The following is an 18,299-nucleotide window of genomic DNA, read 5'->3' as shown; positions in this document are numbered from 1 at the left end:
ACCGGCGGCTCCCTTCACGCGATGTCCACGGCGCCGGCATCGCCCGCACCCTGCCGTCCTGTCCTCCGCGCCACGGTCACGGCCGTGTCACGGACAGGGCCTCCGTGTCACGGACATGGGCCGCGGCACGGTCATGGCTTCCTGTCACGGCACCCGCGGCGAGACCGGATAGGCGTCCCGGTACCGGTCCGCCACGGCTCGCCAGGTGCGCTCCGCTCGGACCCATTCCCGAGCGGTCCGTCCGATTTTCCGGCGTAGTTCGGGACTGTAAATGAGCCGGCCGAGTGCGTCCGCCCACGCCTCCGGGTCTTCTGGAAGAGTTAACGTGCCGGTCACGCCCGGTTCCACTATTTCGCGCAATGCCTTGACATCACTTGCTACTACTGGAATTCCCCCGGCCATCGCCTCGACGGGCTTGAGGGGCGTGACCAATTGGCAGACGCGGTCGGCCCGCCGGGGAACCGCGAACACATCGAGGACCGCGTGATACCGACGTACCGACGACATCGGCACCCTGCCGGGGAACACCGCGCGCACGCCCCGGTCGGCGGCGCGCCGTTCCAGCGCGCCCCGCTCCGGCCCGTCGCCCACGAGCAGCAGGACGACCTCGGTGCCGCGCTCGCGCAGCAGCGCGGCCGCGTCGATCAGCGTGTCGATGCCCTCGTAGCCGTAGAAGGACGAGGTCAGGCCCACCACCGGGTCGTCGGCGCCGATGCCGAGCTCGGCGCGCAGGGCGGCGCCGTCGGGCAGCGGCTCCAGGAACTCCTCGTCCACCCCGTTGGGCACCGTGATGATCTTGTCGGGGTCGACGCCCCGGTCGGCGATCTCGGCGCGCATCGCCTCGCCCAGCGTCACCACGACGTCGGCGGCGGCCATGCGCCGCGTCTCCAGCGCGCGGGTCAGCCGGTAGAAGTCGTCGGTCTCGCGGTGCGCGGGGTCGCGCGACAGCCAGGAGTCCTCCAGGAACCCGCGGACCTCGTACACCACCGGCAGGTCGTGGCGGCGGCCCAGTTCCAGCGCGACGGCCGCGTTGTGGTGGTCGCTCACCGCGTGCAGCACGGACGGGCGCAGCTCGCGCACCAGCCGCCCCGCCAGGTCCGCGCTTTTGGCGACGGCCTCGACGGGCGTGCCCGGCGGAAGCCACGGCAGCAGCCGGTGGTACGGCACCCCCTCCACCTCCACACGTGCGCGCAGGTCGGCGATGCCCTGGCTGAGCGGGTATCCGAGGCGCGTCACCACGTGGGTGTCGTAGCCCATCGCCCGCTGCGCCAGCGCGATCCGCTGTGTGCGGACCGTGTACCCGGCGCTCGTGCGCGGCAGTGCGTTCGTCACGAACTGCAGGACGCAAACGGACCCGTTATTGACCGGATCCGACCGTCTCTTGATCGATGTAGGGGTAGGTCCGGATATGTCATGGTCGAGCAGGAGGCGCAGGTCGGCGGCCTCGCGGCGCGGATCGCGCGGCCGCGGCACGGTCAGCCGGCCGAGCCGGGTCCGCCGCAGCCGGGCCGCCGCCCCGGCCGGAAGCGCGCGCAGCAGCAGCCGCAGCGCCAGGCGGGCGGCCCGGCGCGGGTCGTCGCGCATCTGCCGCCACGAGAGTCCCAGCAGGTAGACGGCCGCCTTGAGGGGCGGCACGAGGGCATGTCGGTTGAGCACGGCGGGCGAGCGTAAGCAACCCCGATGAACAGAAGGGAAATCGTGTTGGGGTCGATCGTTCACGTCCTGGGGGCCCGGCCGAACTTCGTCAAGGCCGCCCCGGTGATCGGGGCGCTGCGCGCCGCGGGCGCCGACCAGGCGGTGGTGCACACGGGCCAGCACTACGACGAGCGGATGTCGGACGTCTTCTTCCATGAGCTGGGACTACCCGAACCGGACGTGAATCTCGGGGTCGGCTCGGGCAGCCACGCCGCGCAGACCGCCGCGCTGCTCACCGCGCTGGAGGCGGAGTTCACCCGCCGTTCACCGGCGCTCGTCATCGTGTACGGCGACGTGAACTCGACCATCGCCGCCGCCCTCGTCGCGGCCAAGCTGCACATCCCGGTCGCCCACGTGGAGGCGGGCCTGCGCAGCTTCGACATGACCATGCCGGAGGAGGTGAACCGGCGCCTCACCGACCAGCTGTCGCGGCTGTGCTTCGCGACCAGCCCGGAGGCCGTCGGGCACCTGGCCCGCGAGGGCGTGCCGGTGGAGCGGGTGCACCTGGTCGGCAACCCGATGATCGACACCCTGCTGGCCCACCTGGACCGGTTCGACACCGCCGCGGTGCGGGCGAAGCACGGCCTGCCGGAGCGGTACGCGCTGGCCACCATGCACCGCCCCGCCAACGTGGACGCGCCGGAGACGGCCGCGGCGCTGGTGCGGCACCTGCACGGCGTCGCCGACCTGGCCGACCTGGTCATCCCGGTGCACCCGCGCGGCCGCGCCAACCTGCTGGCCGCCGGGCTGGACGACCATCCGCGCGTGCGCGTGCTGGAGCCGCTGGGGTACATCGACTTCGTGGCCGCCGTGCGCGGCGCGGCCGCGGTCGTCACCGACTCCGGCGGACTGCAGGAGGAGACGACGATCCTCGGGGTGCCGTGCCTGACCGTCCGGCCCAACACGGAACGGCCGATCACCATCACCCACGGCACCAACCGGCTCGTCGGCTTCGAGGAGCTGGTGCCCGAGGCCCGCAAGGCGCTCGAGGCGGGGGAGGCGTCCCCGCGGACGGACCGCAGGCCGCCGCTGTGGGACGGGAAGGCCGGCCCCCGCATCGCCGAAGTGATCATGGAGTTTCTCGGTGACCGATCCGCGTGACCCCACGACGCCCGGCGCCGCCGACCTCGCCCGGGCCCACTACCAGGTGGGGCGGCTGCGGGCCGCGCTGCGCGAGAGCCAGGCCCGCGTCCAGGAGCTGGAGCAGCGGCTGGCCGCCCTGGAGGCGTCGGCGGCGCTGCAGTTCGGCCGCCTGGTCGCCGGGGCGGCGCGCAACCCGCGGCGGCGGGCGCCGCGGCTGCCGCGCGAGCTGTACCGGCTGTGGAAGAAGCGCCACGCGCCCGCGTCCGCGGCCGCCTCGGCGACCGCGCGGGAGAGCAGGACCCGCGTCCAGGTCGACCGGGTGGAGCGTCCGGAGGACCGGCTGCTGGTGGCGGCGCCGTGCGAGCGCGTGGTGATCGCCGGGATCCTCGGCCGGGCCGCCGCGGCGGCGCTGGCCGACCACGTCAAGATCGTGCACCTGTACCCGCACGACGCCAGGCTCGTGCTGGACGCCGCCGACGTGGACATGGTCGTGGTGGACGCGGCGGCGGGCGAGCCCGGCGGCCCGTGGGCGTACCTGGGGACGCCCGGCGTGTACGACCGCGAACAGGTCCTGCACGAGGTGCGGGAGCTGGCCCGCCTGCGCGGCCTGCCGCTGGTGCTGTGGGGCGAGGCGCCGCCGCCCGGCCTGGCGGTCCTGGACTGGGACGCGCGGACGGCCGCGGCCGCCCGGCTGGCCGAGCTGGCGCCGACGTTCGAGTCCGCCTGAACCGATGGACGACCGGAAGGGAATGCCCGTGCGACCACGCGCGCTCGTCTACGGCGACGTCGATCTCAACCTGATCGACGGCTCGGCGATCTGGGCCCAGGGGATGGTGCAGGTGCTGGCGCGCGCCGGGTGCGAGGCGACCCTCGTGCTCAAGGCGCCGATCCGCACCGGACGCCTGGTGGACCCGCTGCGCGCCCTGCCCGGCGTCACCGTGCGCAGCCCGCACGCCGAGGGCCGGATCGGCGGCGGCGAGGGCATGACGCCCCGCCAGGCCGCCGTCGTGCTGACCGAGATCGACGCCGAGCGCCCGCACGACCTGGTCGTGGTGCGGGGGCGGCGGCTGGCCGGGAAGCTGGCGCACACGCCGCTGGCCGGGCGCCTGTGGACGTACCTGACCGACGTCCCGCAGTCGGCGAGCGCGTTCGATCGGTCCGCGAAGGGCGAGCTGCGGCGCATCGCCGACGCCTCGCGCGTGCTGCTGTGCCAGACCGAGGAGCTGCGCTCCTTCCTGGAGAGCGCGGTCCCGGCCACGGCGGGCAAGTGCGTGCTGTTCCCGCCGGTGGTGGTGCTGCCGGACGGGCTGGCGCCGCGGAGCCCGGAGCCGCCGCGGGGGCGGACGCTGCGGCTGGTGTACACCGGCAAGTTCGCGCCGCGCTGGAACACCTACGAGATGACGTCGCTGCCGCGCCTGCTGGCGATGCGCGGCGTGGACGCCGAGCTGCACATGGTCGGCGACAAGATCCACGACGATCCGCGGGACCCGGGGTTCGCCGCGCGCATGCGCACCGCCCTGGAGACCGCGCGGGGCGTGGTGTGGCACGGCGGCCACCCCCGCGCCGAGGCGATGCGGATCACCGCCGGGTGCGACGTGGGCCTGTCGTGGCGGCACCCGGAGATGGACGCCAGCCTGGAGCTGTCCACCAAGATCCTGGAATGCGGGGCGCTGGGCGTGCCGGTCGTGCTCAACCGCACCCCTATGCACGAACGGCTGTTCGGCCCCGACTATCCGCTGTTCGTGACGTCCGAGACCGACGTGGTCGACGCGCTGACGCTCATCGGCAAGAACCCCGACGTGTACGGGCTGGCCGCGGAACGCTGTCGCACCGCCGCGGCCGACTTCACCCTCGACGCCGCCGCCGCGCGCATCGCCGCGCACCTGGAGCGGACGTTCCCCGAGCCGTCGGAGACCGTGCTGGCCGCCGCCCGCGCCGCGGCGGAGGCGCGCGCGGCCGCGACCCCGGTCACGGTGGCCGCGGCCGGCACGTCCGTCCCCGCCGCGGCGCCGGGCGGCGCCGAGCGGCGTCCGCTGCGCGTCGGCGTCGCCGGGCACGACCTGAAGTTCTTCACCCGCCTGCTCGACTACCTCAAGTCCAGGCCGGACATGGAGGTCCGCGTCGACCAGTGGGCGGCGCTCAAGGCGCACGACGCCGAGCGCAGCAAGGAGCTCGTCGAATGGGCCGACGTGATCGTGTGCGAGTGGTGCGGCCCGAACGCCCTCTGGTACGCCCGGCACAAGCGGCGTGGCCAGCGGCTGCTGGTGCGCCTGCACCGGTTCGAGCTGTACGCGGGATGGCCCAAGCAGCTGGACATCGACGCCGTCGACCGGGTGGTCTGCGTCAGCCCGCACTACGCCCGGCTCACCCGCGAGACGACCGGCTGGTCCCCCGACAAGATCGTCGTGGTGCCCAACTGGGTGGACGACCGGCAGCTCGACCGGCCCAAGCTGGCCGGGGCCGAGCACCACCTCGGCATCATCGGCATCGCGCCGTCCCGCAAGCGGCTCGACCTGGCGCTGGACGTCGTCGAGGAGCTGCGCCGCGACGACCTCCGGTTCACGCTGTTCGTCAAGTCGAAGCTGCCGTGGGAGTACTGGTGGATCTGGCAGCGCGACGAGGAGCGCGCCCACTACGAGAAGGTGTTCCGCCGCATCCGGCGGTCCCCGCTGCTGGCGGGCGGCGTGGTGTTCGACCCCTACGGCCGCGACGTGGCCGCGTGGCTGCGCCGCATCGGGTTCGTCCTGTCGACCAGCGACGACGAGAGCTTCCACCTCGCCCCGGCCGAGGGCATGGCGTCCGGCGCCGTTCCGGTCGTGCGGAACTGGCCCGGCGCCGACACCATCTACGACGCCCGGTGGATCCACGACGACGCGCCCGCCATGGCCGCGTCGATCGCCGCGACCGTCCGCGGCGGCCTGTGGGAGACCGAGCGGCGCGCGGCCCGCGACCAGGTGCGGCGCGCCTACGGCCTGGACGAGGTCTGCCGACGGTGGACCGACCTCTTGGCCGGCGTCCTGACCGCCTAGCCGGGCACCGGCCGGGGCTCAGCGCGGGAACAGGCGGTCCACGACGCGGGCGGAGGCCTTGCCGTCGTCCAGCGGGCAGAACCGTTCGACGAACGCGTCGTAGTTGTCGCGGTACTCCTTGGCGACCGGTTCGATGTCGCGGATCGCCTCGATGACCGCGTCGGAGGTCTCCAGCAGCGGCCCCGGCGCCTCGGCCTCGAAGTCCAGGTAGAAGCCGCGCAGCCGGTCCCGGTAGTCGGCCAGGTCGTAGGTGAAGAACAGCATGGGCCGCCGGGTCCCCGCGAAGTCGAACATGACCGACGAGTAGTCGGTGACCAGCACGTCGGCGATCAGGTACAGGTCGGTGATGTCGGGGTAGAGCGAGACGTCCTTGACGAACTCGCCGTCCTCCGGCACGCCGTCCACGACGTTGCTGTGCAGGCGGACCAGCAGGACGTGGTCCTCGCCCAGCGCCGCCCGCGCCCGGTCGAGGTCCAGGCGCAGGTCGAACTTGTACCGGCCCCGGCTGTAGTACTGGTCGTCGCGCCAGGTCGGGGCGTACAGCACGACCCGCTTGCCGGCGGGCACGCCGAGCCGGGCCCGCACCTGCGCGGCGATCCGGTCGGCCTCGGGGTGGTACAGCAGGTCGTTGCGCGGATACCCGGCCTCGATGATCTCGCCTTCGAACGCGAACGCGCGGCGGAAGATCTCGGTGCTGAACGGGTTGGGCGACAGCAGGTGCGTCCACTCCGGCAGCGACGGCGGGGCGGGCGGCTCCTCGCCCTTGCCCTTGGCCTTCGCCAGGGAGCGGTACGCCTGCTTCATGCCGGGCGCGTAGGCGAAGTGCACCTCCTTGACGTCCCGGCCGATCTTCTTCAGCGGCGTGCCGTGCCAGGTCTGCAGCACCACCTGGTCGGGGTGGCGCTGGAACCAGTCGCCGAGCCGGTGGTTGGTGATGATGTACCGGGAGGTCGCGAGCGCCTCGTGCCACTCGCGGCCGTTGAGCCGCAGCGGCGTGAGCGTGTCGGGCAGCTCCACCTGCTGGTCGTTGACGACCCACAGCTGCTCCAGTTCGTCCGCCAGGCCGCGCGCGACCATCTCCAGGTGGATGGCCTTGGGGCTGTCGGAGTACTGGCGCCCGTTGAAGCAGGAGAACACGACCGCGTCGCGCAGCCCCTCCTTGGCCGCGCGCTGGCGCGCCTCGGCGCGCAGCGTCGTCGCCGCCGCGCGTTCCTCCGGCGGCACGTCGCCGGTCACGCGCACCACCAGGCCCTTGCGCTGCAGCTCCACCTCGTAGCCGCGCCGCGAGACCTCCACGGCCGCGGGCGGAGAGGAGGACACCGCGGGGTCGACGCTCACGGCCAGGGCGCGTCCGCCGGGCGTGCGGAACAGCAGGTCGTAGCGGCCCTGGCGCAGCGGCAGCACGCCCGCCACGCTCGGCACCGCCGCGACCGGGATCTCGGCGCGCAGCACGCCGTCGTCGCCGCGCACGACGCCGAACGCGTACTCCTTGCGGCGGCCCCGGCTGCGCAGCACGATCTCGCCGGTGTCACCGGCCCGGTGCGTCCCGGCCAGGACGAGGGCGCCGTCCGGTCGCCACGCGCACTCGGTCACCGTCAGCCGCGCCGACCGCGACTGGACCCGCAGGTACCCGGACGCGTCGCGGCCCGCGGTCAGCTCGCGGCCGCCGGTGAACCGCTCGATGCCGTCGACGCCCTCGGCCAGCACCAGGGGGCGCCCGTCGATCAGCACCGCCCAGTCGCAGGTGTCGTCGATGGCTCGCGGGTCGGTCATCCGCTGCGGTTCGGGCAGCGGGACGCGCGCCGTGAACCGCTCCCCGGTCACCGTCGCGGACACCGGGACGACCTCGTCGCCGACCGCCAGGCCCAGCGCGGGCTCGCCGCCGCCGTGCAGGCCCTCGATCTCCAGCGCGTCGTCGTCCCACCGCAGCGCCGTGGCCTTGGCGGTGACGGTCTCCACGTCGATGCGCAGCGTGCCGTCCACCACCTGCGGGACGATCCGCACGTTCTCGTCGACGTAGTGGTACGGCGGGCGGGCCGCGCTGCCGCTGCTGCCGCCGCGCAGCCGGGCCGACCGCAGCACGCCCGCGTTGAACACCACGGCCTCCACGTCCCAGCGGCCGTCCGTCCAGGCGCCGCCGCGCCGCAGCTTCTTGGGGTCGAGGACGAACTCGAAACCGGTCCACGGCCCGGACGCCTTGCCGGGCTTGCGGGTCTGCCGGGCCCGCAGCACCACGCGCCGCCGGCCGGACCGCAGCACCACGCTCTTCACCGACGTCCAGCGGCGCCGCATGCTCACCGCGTTGATGTACGCCTCGCCGGTCACGAACAGCTTGCCGTCGCGCCAGGCCACCTCGTGGGTGCGGCTGCGCAGCGCCACCTCGGTGCGCGCCAGGTACACCTCGTCGGGGACGCCGACCTTCTCGTCCTTCCAGTACGGGTGGACGACGTAGCGGCGCAGCCCGCTGCGCACGATGGCGGGGGACGGCTTGCCCCGCGCGTACCGCACCACCTTGACCAGCTCGGTGCGGCGCTCCCGGCCCGCCAGATGCCACTTCAGCCGGGTGATCGACGGCAGTTCGGCCAGCGTCTCGGAGTCCAGCCAGGACGCGTGCGCCGCCGCCTGCTTCACCACGGCGGCGCGGTCTTCGTCGGTGGCGTCGGGCAGCGCGTCCAGGAACGCCCGCAGCTCGGCGTTCAGCACCGAGGCGAGGAAGCGGCGGCGGTCGCGGGCGGTCCAGCGGCCGTCCAGGGCGGCCAGCGCCGCGGCGACGGCGGCGAACCCGTCGGCGACGGCCTGCGGATCGGCGGTCGGCTCGGGCGCGGTGTCGCGGGCGCGGCGCAGCACCACCTCGGGCAGCACGTCCACCGCCTCCGCCAGGAAGTACGCCGGCACCGCCACGGCCAGGTCGTCGTCGCGGTTGACGTCGGGGAAGGCGAGGGCGTGCCGGTCCCAGAACGCGCGGCGGAACAGCTTGCCGGTGACCAGCCGGTCGTCCAGCAGCGCGGGATGCTTGCGCACGTGGGTGCGCAGGTGCGCGGACGCGAACGCCTCGCGGTGCCGCCGCGACGGCCGCGACCCGCCCTCCCGCCGGACCGCGATGTTCCCGGCCGCGAAGTCCGACCCGCTGGTGGTGAGCGAGGAGTGCAGCGCGGCCAGCGCGTCCTTGGGCAGCACGTCGCCGTCGTCGGCGAACGCCAGGAACTCGCCCTCCGCCTCGGCGACGCCGATGCCGCGGGCCGCGCCGCGGCTCGGCGCGCCGCGCCGGATCAGCCTGAACCGGTCGTCGGGCAGGTCGGCCTCGGCGGCCGCGCCGGTCCCGCCGTCCACCACGAGCACCTCGAGGTCGCCGTACGTCTGGGCGGCCAGCGATCGCAGCGTGTCGTTCAGCTCGGCGGCGGTGCCGTGCGCGGGGACGATGACGCTGATCCGGTGGGGCACCAAGGCGATCTCCTTTTGCCGGGGGGAGGGCGGGGAGACGGGGGTGGCCGGAGTCTAGGCCGGGGAGGGCGGGTTCGGCACGTCCTCGCCGAGGAAAACGCGGCGCACGGCCCGTTCGGCCGCGTGCCCGTCGTCCCACGGGCAGAAGCGGGCCCGGAACGCCGCGCGCGCCCGCGCCACCTCCTCGTCCTGCCACGGCCTGCCGGAGCGGAACGTCTTGATCAGTTCCTCTTCGTCGAAGGCGACCGCGCCCGGCGGGAAGGCGGTGACGTCGAAGTTGGTGCCCCGGGTGAGCCGGTAGGTCTCCCAGTCGGGGACGAACAGCACGATCGGCCGGTCGGGCAGCACCGCGTAGTCGAACATGATCGACGAATAGTCGGTGAGCAGCGCGTCCGAGGCGATGCACAGGTCCTCGACCGAGCGGTGCGCCGACACGTCGATGACCCGTTCGGGGTCCCACTGCCGGGCGCCCGGCTTGTAGAAGTAGTGGGCGCGCAGCAGCAGCACGTACTCGTCCCCGAGCTCGCGGGCGAAGCGGCGGATGTCGAACGTCGGCTTGAACGAGCGCTGGTACTCGCGGTGCGTCGGCGTGTAGAGGACGGCCTTCTTGCCCTCGGGGACGCCGAGCATGCGGCGGAGCTCGGCCTTCTCCTCGGCGGTGGCGCGCACCAGCCGGTCGTTGCGCGGGTAGCCGATCTCCAGCATCTCGTACTTGCAGGGGAAGCCGCGCTCCCACGCCTCGGTGGACAGCGGGTTGGCCGAGACCACGAAGTCCCACCGGTCGGCCCGGCGGATCATCAGCTTGAAGTCCATGCCCTTGGCGCTGGCCGGGTACTTCATCTGGTCCAGGCCCATGCTCTTGAGCGGGGTGCCGTGGTGGGTCATCACGTGCACCTGGCCGGGCCGCTTGACGATGTCGTCGGTGAAGTTGACGTTGTTGACGAAGTACTTGGCCCGCGCCATGACGCGCCAGAAGTCCTTGGACCCGCGCACCACGTAGTCCACGCCCTTGGGCAGGGACTTGACGTTCTCCTGCTTGACCACCCACACGCCGTGGATGTTCGGCGCCAGCTCCTTGAGCTTCTCGTAGATGGCCGCCGGGTTGCAGGCGTAGCCGCGGTACCAGTACGCGGCGAACACCGCGAGGTTCTCGTCGATGGGCAGCCGCAGCTGCGCCTTGTAGTACTGCTTCAGGCCGGTGCGCTTGGCGGCGTTGACGGCGGCGCGCTGCCGCTTGCGGAACATGGAGGCCGCGGCCTTGGCGGGCTTGGCGGGGCCGGACGTGCCGGCCAGCTGCCGCTGGTAGCCCTTGAAGTCGTTCTTCTCGATGGCCGCGTACTTCTTGGCGAGCCGCTCGTCGCGGGGAAGCTCGTGCCCGGCGGGCCGGTATCGGGCGTAGGTCTGCGCCATGCGCTCGAAGAAGCGCGGGCCGTCCTCGTGGTTCACCAGGCCGCCGCGTTCGAGGACGGTCTGCAGGTGCCGGATCATCGCGTCGAACATCGGCGGCCGGAGCGGCTCGCCGGCGGCGCCCCGCGCGTCGAGGAACGCGAAGACCTTGTCGTACTGGTCGAACACGTCGAAGCGCCCGGCGCCGGCGGCCCGGGCGGCCGCGCCGCGCCGCCGCTCCCGGCGGATGAAGCAGACCTGGTCGAGCAGGCTGATCCGCTCGGCGGCCAGAAGCGCCGGGTAGGCGACGCCGACCTCCTCGAAGTCGCCGCCGCCGAACCGCACCCCCAGGTCGAGCAGGAACCGCCGGCGGAAGGCCCGGTTCCAGGGCGCCGGCGTCACGCGCAGCACGTCGGGCCGCTCGGCGCAGGCGAACACCGCGGGCTCCGGGTCGCGGAACAGGGCGTGGTCGGCGCTGCGCTTGACCTTGCCGTGCCAGTACTCGCGGGCGTGGTCGAACAGCAGCACGTCCGGCTGGTCCTCGGAGAGCCGCTCCAGGATCGCGCCGAGCGCGTCGGGCGGGAGGCAGCCGTCGCTGTCGACGAACCACACGTAGTCGCCGGCGGCCGCGTCGAGGCCGATGTCGCGGGCTTCGCCCGGGCCGACGCTGCGCTGCATGTGCAGCACCCGCACCCGCGGGTCGCGCTCGGCGTACTCGTCGAGGATCCGGCCGCTGTGGTCGGGGGAGGCGTCGTCCACCGCGATCACTTCGAGGTCGGGCACGTCCGGCACCAGGATCGAGTCCAGGCACTGGCGCAGATACCCCTGCGCCAGGTGGACGGGGACGACCACGCTGAGCGAGACGGGGGCGCCCGGGCTCGGGTCGGCGTGTCCGTTGGGGATGTGACCGGGGGTCTCTGCCATTGCTCCGAAAGGGGTAGTCCAGCGGTCGGCCGTGAATGGGTGGCTGTACGGACTTTAGCCGCAAGTCAACCGCGCGTACCTCGCCGTTTCCTGAGGACGCAGCTCACATCTTGGGGCAGCTCGCCCTTCACTGCACATCGTCGCAATGTGGTTACGGTACGGCATGGCTGACAAATGTTGCCAATTAGCAGCAACTGGGACATCGGCGGTGGTCGGCGGCGGGCTCGGCGCTCGCGGCGCGCGGCGCCGGGCGGCAGCCCCGGCAAAGACGGCGCGGCGCGGCGGGGCGGTCGATAGCCTGGTGAAGTTCTACAAGTGACCGATATTACGGACACACGGGGTGGGTGTGGGACAGGGGTCGAAAGTCACCGTCGTCGTGCCGGTCTACAACTGTCGCCCCACGCTGCGACGGGCGCTGGAGTCGGTGTTCGAGCAGTCGCTGCGGCGTTCGCTCGGCCCCGACGCGATCGAGGTCATCGCGGTGGACGACGGGTCCACCGACGGCAGCGGCGCCGAACTCGACGGGCTCGCCGAGGAGCATCCCGGGCTGACCGTGGTGCACCAGCCCAACTCCGGCGGCCCGGGCGCGCCGCGCAACGTCGGCATCGACCGGGCGTCCGGCGAGTACGTGTTCTTCCTCGACGCCGACGACTACCTGGCGCCCGAGGCGCTGGAGCGCATGTGCGCGATGGCCGACGCCAACGGCACCGACGTGGTGGTCGGCCAGTACGTGGGCGTCGGGCGCCAGGGGCCGGTGTTCGCGCGCGACCTGCCGCGCACCACCGTGGCCGAGACGCCGCTGCTGTACAACTCGCTGTCGCCGCTGAAGCTGTTCCGCCGCTCGCTGCTGGAGCGGCTCGGGCTGCGGTTCGTCGAGGGCCTGTTCTCGCACGAGGACATGCTCTTCACCGCCCAGGCGTACTTCGGCGCCGACGGGATCTCCGTCCTGGCGACCTACGACTGCTACTACTGGGTCGACCGGGAGGACGGCACGAGCGTCCTCCAGCAGGGCGGCGCGCCCGCCGAGCGCTACTTCCCGGCCATCTCGGAGGTGATGAGCTTCCTGGCCGGACGGGTCGAGCCGGGCCCGCTGCGCGACCGCCTGATGCTGCGGCACTTCCGGCACGAGATCGTCTCCCGGTTCGGCCGGCGCTACCACGAGCTGCCGGAGGAGGAGCAGGCGCTCACCCGCGTCGGCGCGCGCCGGCTCGTCGACGCCTGGTACACGCCGGGGGTCGAGGCCCGGCTGTGGCCCCGGTCCCGGCTGATCATGCACTGCCTGCGGTACCGGCTGGACGACGTGCTGGCCGAGATCGTGGCGACCGACCCGGACGTCCCGCCGCCCACGGTCGTGGAGAAGGACAAGGCGTTCCAGGCCTACCCCCGCTTCCGCGACCCCGCCACGGCCCTGCCCGACCACCTGTACGACATCACCGACCGGATCCCCGCGCAGACCCAGGCGGCCGAGGCGTCCTGGACGCCGTCCGGCCTTCGCCTGACCGGCCGCGCCACGCTGTCGGGCGTCGCCGAGCGGCACGAGACCGCGCTGCTGCTGCGGCGCCGGGGCGAGCCCGCCGAGGAGCGCCGCGTGCCCGCCCGCGCCGTCGCCCCCGACCGGTTCCGCGCCGACGTCGACCTGGCCGCCGACGAGCCGCTCGCCGACGGACGCTGGGACCTGCACGTCGAGATGCGGGTGCAGGAGCTGACCGTCGTGCGGCCGCTGCGCCCGGCCGACGGCCTCGAGCTGCCGGAGCGGCGCCTCATGCGCGGCGGCCGCTTCCTCACCCCGGCCCCGCGCGGCGACGGCCTGGAACTGCGCGTGTCCGCGCCGCAGCGCGGATCCTTCATGACGCTGGAGACGGCCGGGTGGGCCGCGGACGGGGTGCTGCGCGTCACCGGCCACCTGCCGAGCGCGCTGCCGTCCGGGCACCCGGTCGAGGCCGCCGCCGAGCTGGTGCGGCGGCAGGACGGCACCGTCGTGCCCGCGCGGGTGCAGGCGTCGTGCGTCCCCGAGGCGCTGAACCTGACCGCCGAGTTCGACCTGCGCGGCTGCGCTCCCGGCCGGTGGACGCCCTGGGTGGAGGTCACCGTCGACGGCACGGTCATCCGGCTGCGTCCTCCCGCGCCGGCGTCGCTCCCGCCGTCCGGCACGGCGGGCAGGCTGCGGCAGGCCGTCCCGTACCGCACCGAACGCGGCGGCCTGTCGGTGAAGATCACCCCGGCGCGGGCCGCCCAGGCCGCGCGCCGCTTCGCGCGCCGCCTGCGGGGCTGACCGGGCCGCCCGGGCCGGCGGCCCCCGCGCCGTCAGGGGGCGCGCTCGCCGCCCTCGCCGCCGGGCACGACGCCGGGACGCCGGTTCTCGTACAGCGTCACGGTGCCGCCTTTGAAGCGCCAGCGCTTCACCATGCGGAAGGCGCCGGACCGCCGGACCAGCTCGTCCTTGGCTCGGTCGTGCGCGTCCGCCCTCGCGGTGTACCGGTGGACGTACCAGAGCCGTCTCGCATCGGCCAGGCGCCGCGCCAGCTCCGCCGGCCCGACCTCCTCCCCGTCGATGGTCCCCGACCGCGCGCCCGTCCGCGCCATCGCGATGTCGCGCAGCCCCTCGTACGCGTCCGCGTAGGCGCCCATGGCGCGGCGGTAGTACCGCTGGTGGAACAGGATCGCGTCGTCCGGCCGCTTATTGGCGCGGACGACGGCGCTGAGCGTGCGCAGGTCGTCGGCGCGCGCGTCGGGCGCGCGGATCTGCCGGTGCTCCGGCACGACCGCGACGACGACCACGCCGAGCACCGCGACCGCGGCCCACACGGGCAGCCGCCGCAGGCCCAGCGCGGCGAGCAGCGCCACCGCCGGAAGGCAGAACAGGACGTAGCGGAACAGGTACGCCGGCACCACGAGCGAGACGGCCAGCAGCACCGCCGGCGGCAGCGCCAGCCAGGCCGCCAGCCCCCACCGCGCGTCCGCCTCGGCGCCCGCCGACGCTTCGGCCGGGCGTGCGCGCGGACGCCAGAGCGCGAGGACGACGAGCGCGGCGATCGGCGGGATCAGCCACCGGGCGCCCGCCAGCATGTCGAGCAGCTGCCGCAGGTCGGCGCCGTCCGGCCGGGTGATCCAGTCGACCTGCGCGCGCTGCGTGACCGACAGGGCCGCCAGCGGCAGCACCGCCGCCAAGGCGCGGCCCACGGCCATCGCCCACTGCCGCAGGGCGCCCCGCGCCAGCACCGCGTGCGGCAGCACCAGCAGCAGTGCGAACATGTGCAGCCAGCCCATCACCGCGACCACCACGGCGTACGCGGTGAACTCCCGGCGGCGGCGGTCGTCGTGGTCCTGCCGTCCCAAGGCGCGGAGAAGCAGCAGCGTGGCCGCGACCGCGAGCGCGGTAACCCACGTGTACTGGCGGGCCTCCTGCGCGTACCGCGACATCGCGGGCGACACCGCGACCAGCAGCCCGGCGGCCAGCCCGACCCGCGCGTCCGCCAGCCGCAGGCCCAGCCGGGCGGTGAGCCCGGCCGCGGCCGCCGCGCCCAGCACCGACGGCACCCGCACGGCCGCCTCGCCCGCGCCGAACAGGGCCACCACCGGGTGCATGAGCAGGTAGTACAGGACGTGCACGGCGTCGACGTGGAACAGCAGCCGCAGGATGTCCCACGGGGAACGCTCCGCCACCGCGATGGTGACGGCCTCGTCACGCCACAGCGTCGGCCGCGTCAGCGCCCACAGGTGCACGACGAGGGCCGCCACGGCGGGGAGCGCGACGGCGTAGGCGGCGGCGCTCGCGGACCCTCGGGCTCTCCCGGCGGCGCGCTCCGGCAGGATGCGCGTCGACATGAGCACCCCCGTCCAGCGCGCAAATGGCGGTTAATGCCCGAATTCTAAGTTGAATTCCGCCATATCGGGCGTCCAGGGGACGGCTATGCTTCGCGAGGGGGCGCGAAACCGGGGGCGGGGAGGTGGCCGAAACCGGCCGCATGGACGGAAAACGCGGAGCTGGAGTGAGCGACGAGGCCACAATTGCGCAGGGCTTGAGCCGAACGATGCGTGGCCTGGGACGATTTCTCGTCGGGCACGGCCTGTTCCTGGTCGTGCTGGCCGGGGCGGTCGCGGTTCGCTGGATCGCGGTGCTGGGGTACCCGACGGTGCTGTGGTTCGGCGACTCCAACACCTACCTCGAGAGCGCCCTGCGCTTCGAGCCGTCCCCGCTGCGGCCGGGCGGCTACTCGGTGTTCCTGTGGCTGCTCAAGCCGTTCCACAGCTTCCTGGTCGTGCTGGCGGCGCAGCACGCGCTCGGCGTGCTCACCGGGCTCATGGTGTACGCGCTGGTGTGGCGGGCGTTCCGCGCCGGGTGGCCGCGCCGCGGCGTCTGGCTGCCGGGCCTGGTCGCCTCCCTCGTGTCGGTCCCGGTGCTGTACGACGCGTACCAGATCCAGCTCGAGCACATGCTCGTGTCGGACGGGGTGTTCACCTTCCTGCTGGCCGCCGCGATCACCGTCGTGCTGTGGAACGCCGGCGGGCGCGGATGGGGCGCCCCCCGCACGCCGGACGCGCGGCCCCGCAGGCTGAGCTGGTGGGCCGGGGCGCTGGCCGGACTGCTGATCTCCGCCGCGGCGATGGTGCGGTCGGTCGGGCTGCCGATGCTGATCGTGCTGCTGGTGTGCATGCTCGTCATGCGTTCGGGCCGGCGGGCCATGGCCGCGGCGGTCGCGGCGGCCGCCGTCCCGGTGGCGCTGTACATGTCGTGGTTCCACTCCGTGCACGGCAAGTACGCCATCACCACGACCGACAAGATCTGGCTGTACGGCCGGACGGTCGACTTCGCCCGTTGCGACATCATCAAGCCCGCCCCGGACGTCGCCGTCCTGTGCCGCGACCACCTGCCGCCGGAGCCCGGGACGGCGCCCGCGTTCCAGGCCCTGTGGGGCGAGGACTCCGGCTTCAAGCAGCTGCCCGGCTGGATGTACGACCCGGAGGCCAACCGGATCGCGGGGGAGTTCGCCATGGCCGCGATCACCAAGCAGCCCGGCGACTACGCCCGCGTGATCGTCCGCGACACGTTCCGCGCGTTCGAGTGGGAGCGCAAGCCCTACCCGCGCAAGAGCACCGTGGAGGAGTACGAATTCCCGGTCGGCGCGGCGCTGCGCGACGACCACGCCCTGCGCGCCTACCCGTACGGCGGCGACACGGCCGAGGCCCGGGTCGTCGAGCCCTACGCCGGCTGGATGCGCGACTACCAGGACAGGGTGTTCGTGCGCGGCCCCTACCTGGGCGTGCTGATGGCGGTGGGGCTGCTGGGAGTGCTGGTGCGGGTGCGGCGGCTCGGCGGCGAGGTGCTGCTCCCGTGGTCGGTGGCGCTGGCCCTGCTGGTCGTCCCGGCCGCCACCGCCGACTTCGACTACCGGTACGTGCTGCCCGCCATCCCCTTCGCGGCGCTCGGCGCGGGCGTGACCTTCTCCCGCCGTCCCCGCTCCCGCCGTCCCCGCGCGGCCGCCGCGACCCCGGCGGGCGCCAAGGCGCTGTCACTCGAGCCGCCGCGCACCGATCCCGAACCGTCGCGGACCGAGCCTGAGCCGCAGGCCGAGGCCGAGCCGCGTCCGTCCGAGCCAGAGCCGTCGCCGCTGGAAATGTCGCCGCCTGGGCCCGGCGACTCCGCGGACGCCTCCGGACCGGCCGTGGCCGACACGAAGGTCGGCTCCTGAAGGGACGGCGGCGGCCCTCGCCGCGTCATCACACAGAGTGGTCGCTTGAACACTCTGTGCTGAAGCGCGGCGATTAAACGCTCGATTCCGATAATCGATCGGCGTCACGGCAATCTTGCTTCTTTTTGCTGCCCTAGAAGCATTTGTGCATAAGGGGACGGGCATTCCTCGGTGCGGCGAGATGGTGGGGAAATTCCAATGTCTCGTCATGGTCGACATCCCAGATGGGGGGAGACAGGCGAATGAACATTCGCACGGGAGTTGCCCTCGGCATCTCCGGGCTCGTGCTGGGCGGCACGGCCGTGGTCGCGCCCGCCGCTCGGGCCGCCGCCGTCGCCGACACCGCCGCCGTCGCCGCGGTCCAGGCGGCCGCTCCGGCCGACCGCGCGCCGCGATGCCAGTACGGCCGCGGCTACTGGGGCAGCGACGGCCGCTGGTACTGCCGCGGCTGGGGCAACCAGGGCTGGGGCAACCAGGGCTGGACCGGCTGGGGCAACCAAGGCTGGGGCTACAACCGGAACCTCGGCTTCAACCGGAACTTCGGCTTCTGGCGCGGTGACGGCCGTTGGAACTACGGGCGAGGATTCGCCCAAGGGGGCATCGGCTCCAACGGCCGCTGACGCGTAACTCCGCAAACGGGCGTTCCGTGCGGCACGGCACGGGACGCCCGTTTCCGTGCGCGGCGACCACCGCCGCATGGTGCGCCGCGCGACGGCGGCCAGGCGAAGGCGGCAGTGCGGCGCTCACGACGAGCTGGTCGACCGAGCCGGTCGACCGAGCCGGTCGACAAGGCGATGGCGGCCGTGCGGTCGCGGGGGAGCGTGACGCCGGTCGCGGGCCGGGCGAACCCGATCACCATGCTCACCTGGTCACGGTCGCCGTTCACGTCCTGACCCCGACCGGCCGCGTCGCCTGCCGGCCGCCAGACGACAGACCGGGGCCGTGTCGGAGGGGCCGCAGCGGGTGGGCGACCGTCAGACGACGAAGCCCAGCGAGCGCCGTACGGCCCGACGTCGGCGCACGTCGTCGGCGCAACTCCGTACCGCGAGCG

At 73.6% G+C, this 18,299-nt stretch carries 10 protein-coding genes; 6 read left to right on the top strand and 4 right to left on the bottom strand.

All coding sequences use genetic code 11. From position 1 onward, the window contains the following. Positions 1-144: 144 nt before the first annotated feature. Positions 145-1,656, bottom strand: a complete 1,512-nt coding sequence (locus tag AR3_RS02905; RefSeq protein ID WP_227022925.1) for a glycosyltransferase family 4 protein — start codon at positions 1,654-1,656, stop codon at positions 145-147. A 24-nt stretch (positions 1,657-1,680) separates the two neighbouring features. On the opposite strand from AR3_RS02905, the gene wecB reads away from it, so the two are divergent. From wecB to AR3_RS02890, 3 genes are read left to right on the top strand one after another with little or no spacing between them, the layout of a single operon-like run. Then, positions 1,681-2,796: a non-hydrolyzing UDP-N-acetylglucosamine 2-epimerase gene (gene wecB, locus AR3_RS02900; RefSeq protein WP_067907875.1), complete on the top strand. Its 1,116-nt coding sequence runs from the start codon at positions 1,681-1,683 to the stop codon at positions 2,794-2,796. Then, positions 2,780-3,505: a hypothetical protein gene (locus AR3_RS02895; RefSeq protein ID WP_067907872.1), complete on the top strand. Its 726-nt coding sequence runs from the start codon at positions 2,780-2,782 to the stop codon at positions 3,503-3,505. The genes wecB and AR3_RS02895 overlap by 17 nt, the downstream gene beginning before the upstream one ends. A gap of 22 nt (positions 3,506-3,527) precedes the next feature. Next, positions 3,528-5,807 (top strand): glycosyltransferase family protein, encoded by a 2,280-nt coding sequence (locus AR3_RS02890; protein WP_227022926.1) that lies wholly within the window; start codon positions 3,528-3,530, stop codon positions 5,805-5,807. Positions 5,808-5,825: 18 nt separating this feature from the next. Here the strand turns inward: AR3_RS02890 and AR3_RS02885 are convergent, their stop codons facing one another. Both AR3_RS02885 and AR3_RS02880 read right to left on the bottom strand, forming a co-directional pair. Next, positions 5,826-9,248 (bottom strand): bifunctional glycosyltransferase/CDP-glycerol:glycerophosphate glycerophosphotransferase, encoded by a 3,423-nt coding sequence (locus AR3_RS02885; RefSeq protein ID WP_227022976.1) that lies wholly within the window; start codon positions 9,246-9,248, stop codon positions 5,826-5,828. 54 nt (positions 9,249-9,302) lie between these two features. After that, on the bottom strand, positions 9,303-11,558 hold the full coding sequence (locus AR3_RS02880; protein ID WP_083950879.1) for a bifunctional glycosyltransferase/CDP-glycerol:glycerophosphate glycerophosphotransferase: 2,256 nt from the start codon (positions 11,556-11,558) through the stop codon (positions 9,303-9,305). A gap of 340 nt (positions 11,559-11,898) precedes the next feature. Between AR3_RS02880 and AR3_RS02875 the strand changes: the two genes are divergently transcribed. Beyond that, entirely contained in the window at positions 11,899-13,830 is a 1,932-nt protein-coding gene (locus tag AR3_RS02875; protein ID WP_083950878.1) for a glycosyltransferase family 2 protein, read from the top strand. A gap of 32 nt (positions 13,831-13,862) precedes the next feature. Here the strand turns inward: AR3_RS02875 and AR3_RS02870 are convergent, their stop codons facing one another. Continuing rightward, a complete protein-coding gene (locus AR3_RS02870) occupies positions 13,863-15,383 on the bottom strand; it encodes a glycosyltransferase family 39 protein (RefSeq protein ID WP_067907860.1) in 1,521 nt (506 codons plus the stop codon). Positions 15,384-15,577: 194 nt separating this feature from the next. Between AR3_RS02870 and AR3_RS02865 the strand changes: the two genes are divergently transcribed. After that, entirely contained in the window at positions 15,578-17,248 is a 1,671-nt protein-coding gene (locus AR3_RS02865) for a hypothetical protein (RefSeq protein WP_146150151.1), read from the top strand. 242 nt (positions 17,249-17,490) lie between these two features. Continuing rightward, complete coding sequence (locus tag AR3_RS30220) at positions 17,491-17,868, top strand: hypothetical protein (RefSeq protein WP_067907854.1); 378 nt, start codon at positions 17,491-17,493, stop codon at positions 17,866-17,868. The last annotated feature ends 431 nt before the right edge of the window (positions 17,869-18,299 follow it).

It is taken from the genome of Actinomadura rubrobrunea NBRC 15275 (assembly GCF_001552235.1).
Lineage (GTDB): Bacteria > Actinomycetota > Actinomycetes > Streptosporangiales > Streptosporangiaceae > Spirillospora > Spirillospora viridilutea.
The sequence above is the reverse complement of the archived record's forward strand: the minus strand, read 5'-3'. Positions and strand labels throughout refer to the sequence as shown.

Bases quoted from the DNA above. Each gene is read 5' to 3' on its own strand.
- wecB (WP_067907875.1), top strand. From the start codon at position 1,681: ATGAACAGAAGGGAAATCGTGTTGGGGTCGATCGTTCACGTCCTGGGG.
- AR3_RS02890 (WP_227022926.1), top strand. From the start codon at position 3,528: ATGCCCGTGCGACCACGCGCGCTCGTCTACGGCGACGTCGATCTCAAC.
- AR3_RS02880 (WP_083950879.1), bottom strand. From the start codon at position 11,558: ATGGCAGAGACCCCCGGTCACATCCCCAACGGACACGCCGACCCGAGC.
- AR3_RS02870 (WP_067907860.1), bottom strand. From the start codon at position 15,383: ATGTCGACGCGCATCCTGCCGGAGCGCGCCGCCGGGAGAGCCCGAGGG.
- AR3_RS30220 (WP_067907854.1), top strand. From the start codon at position 17,491: ATGAACATTCGCACGGGAGTTGCCCTCGGCATCTCCGGGCTCGTGCTG.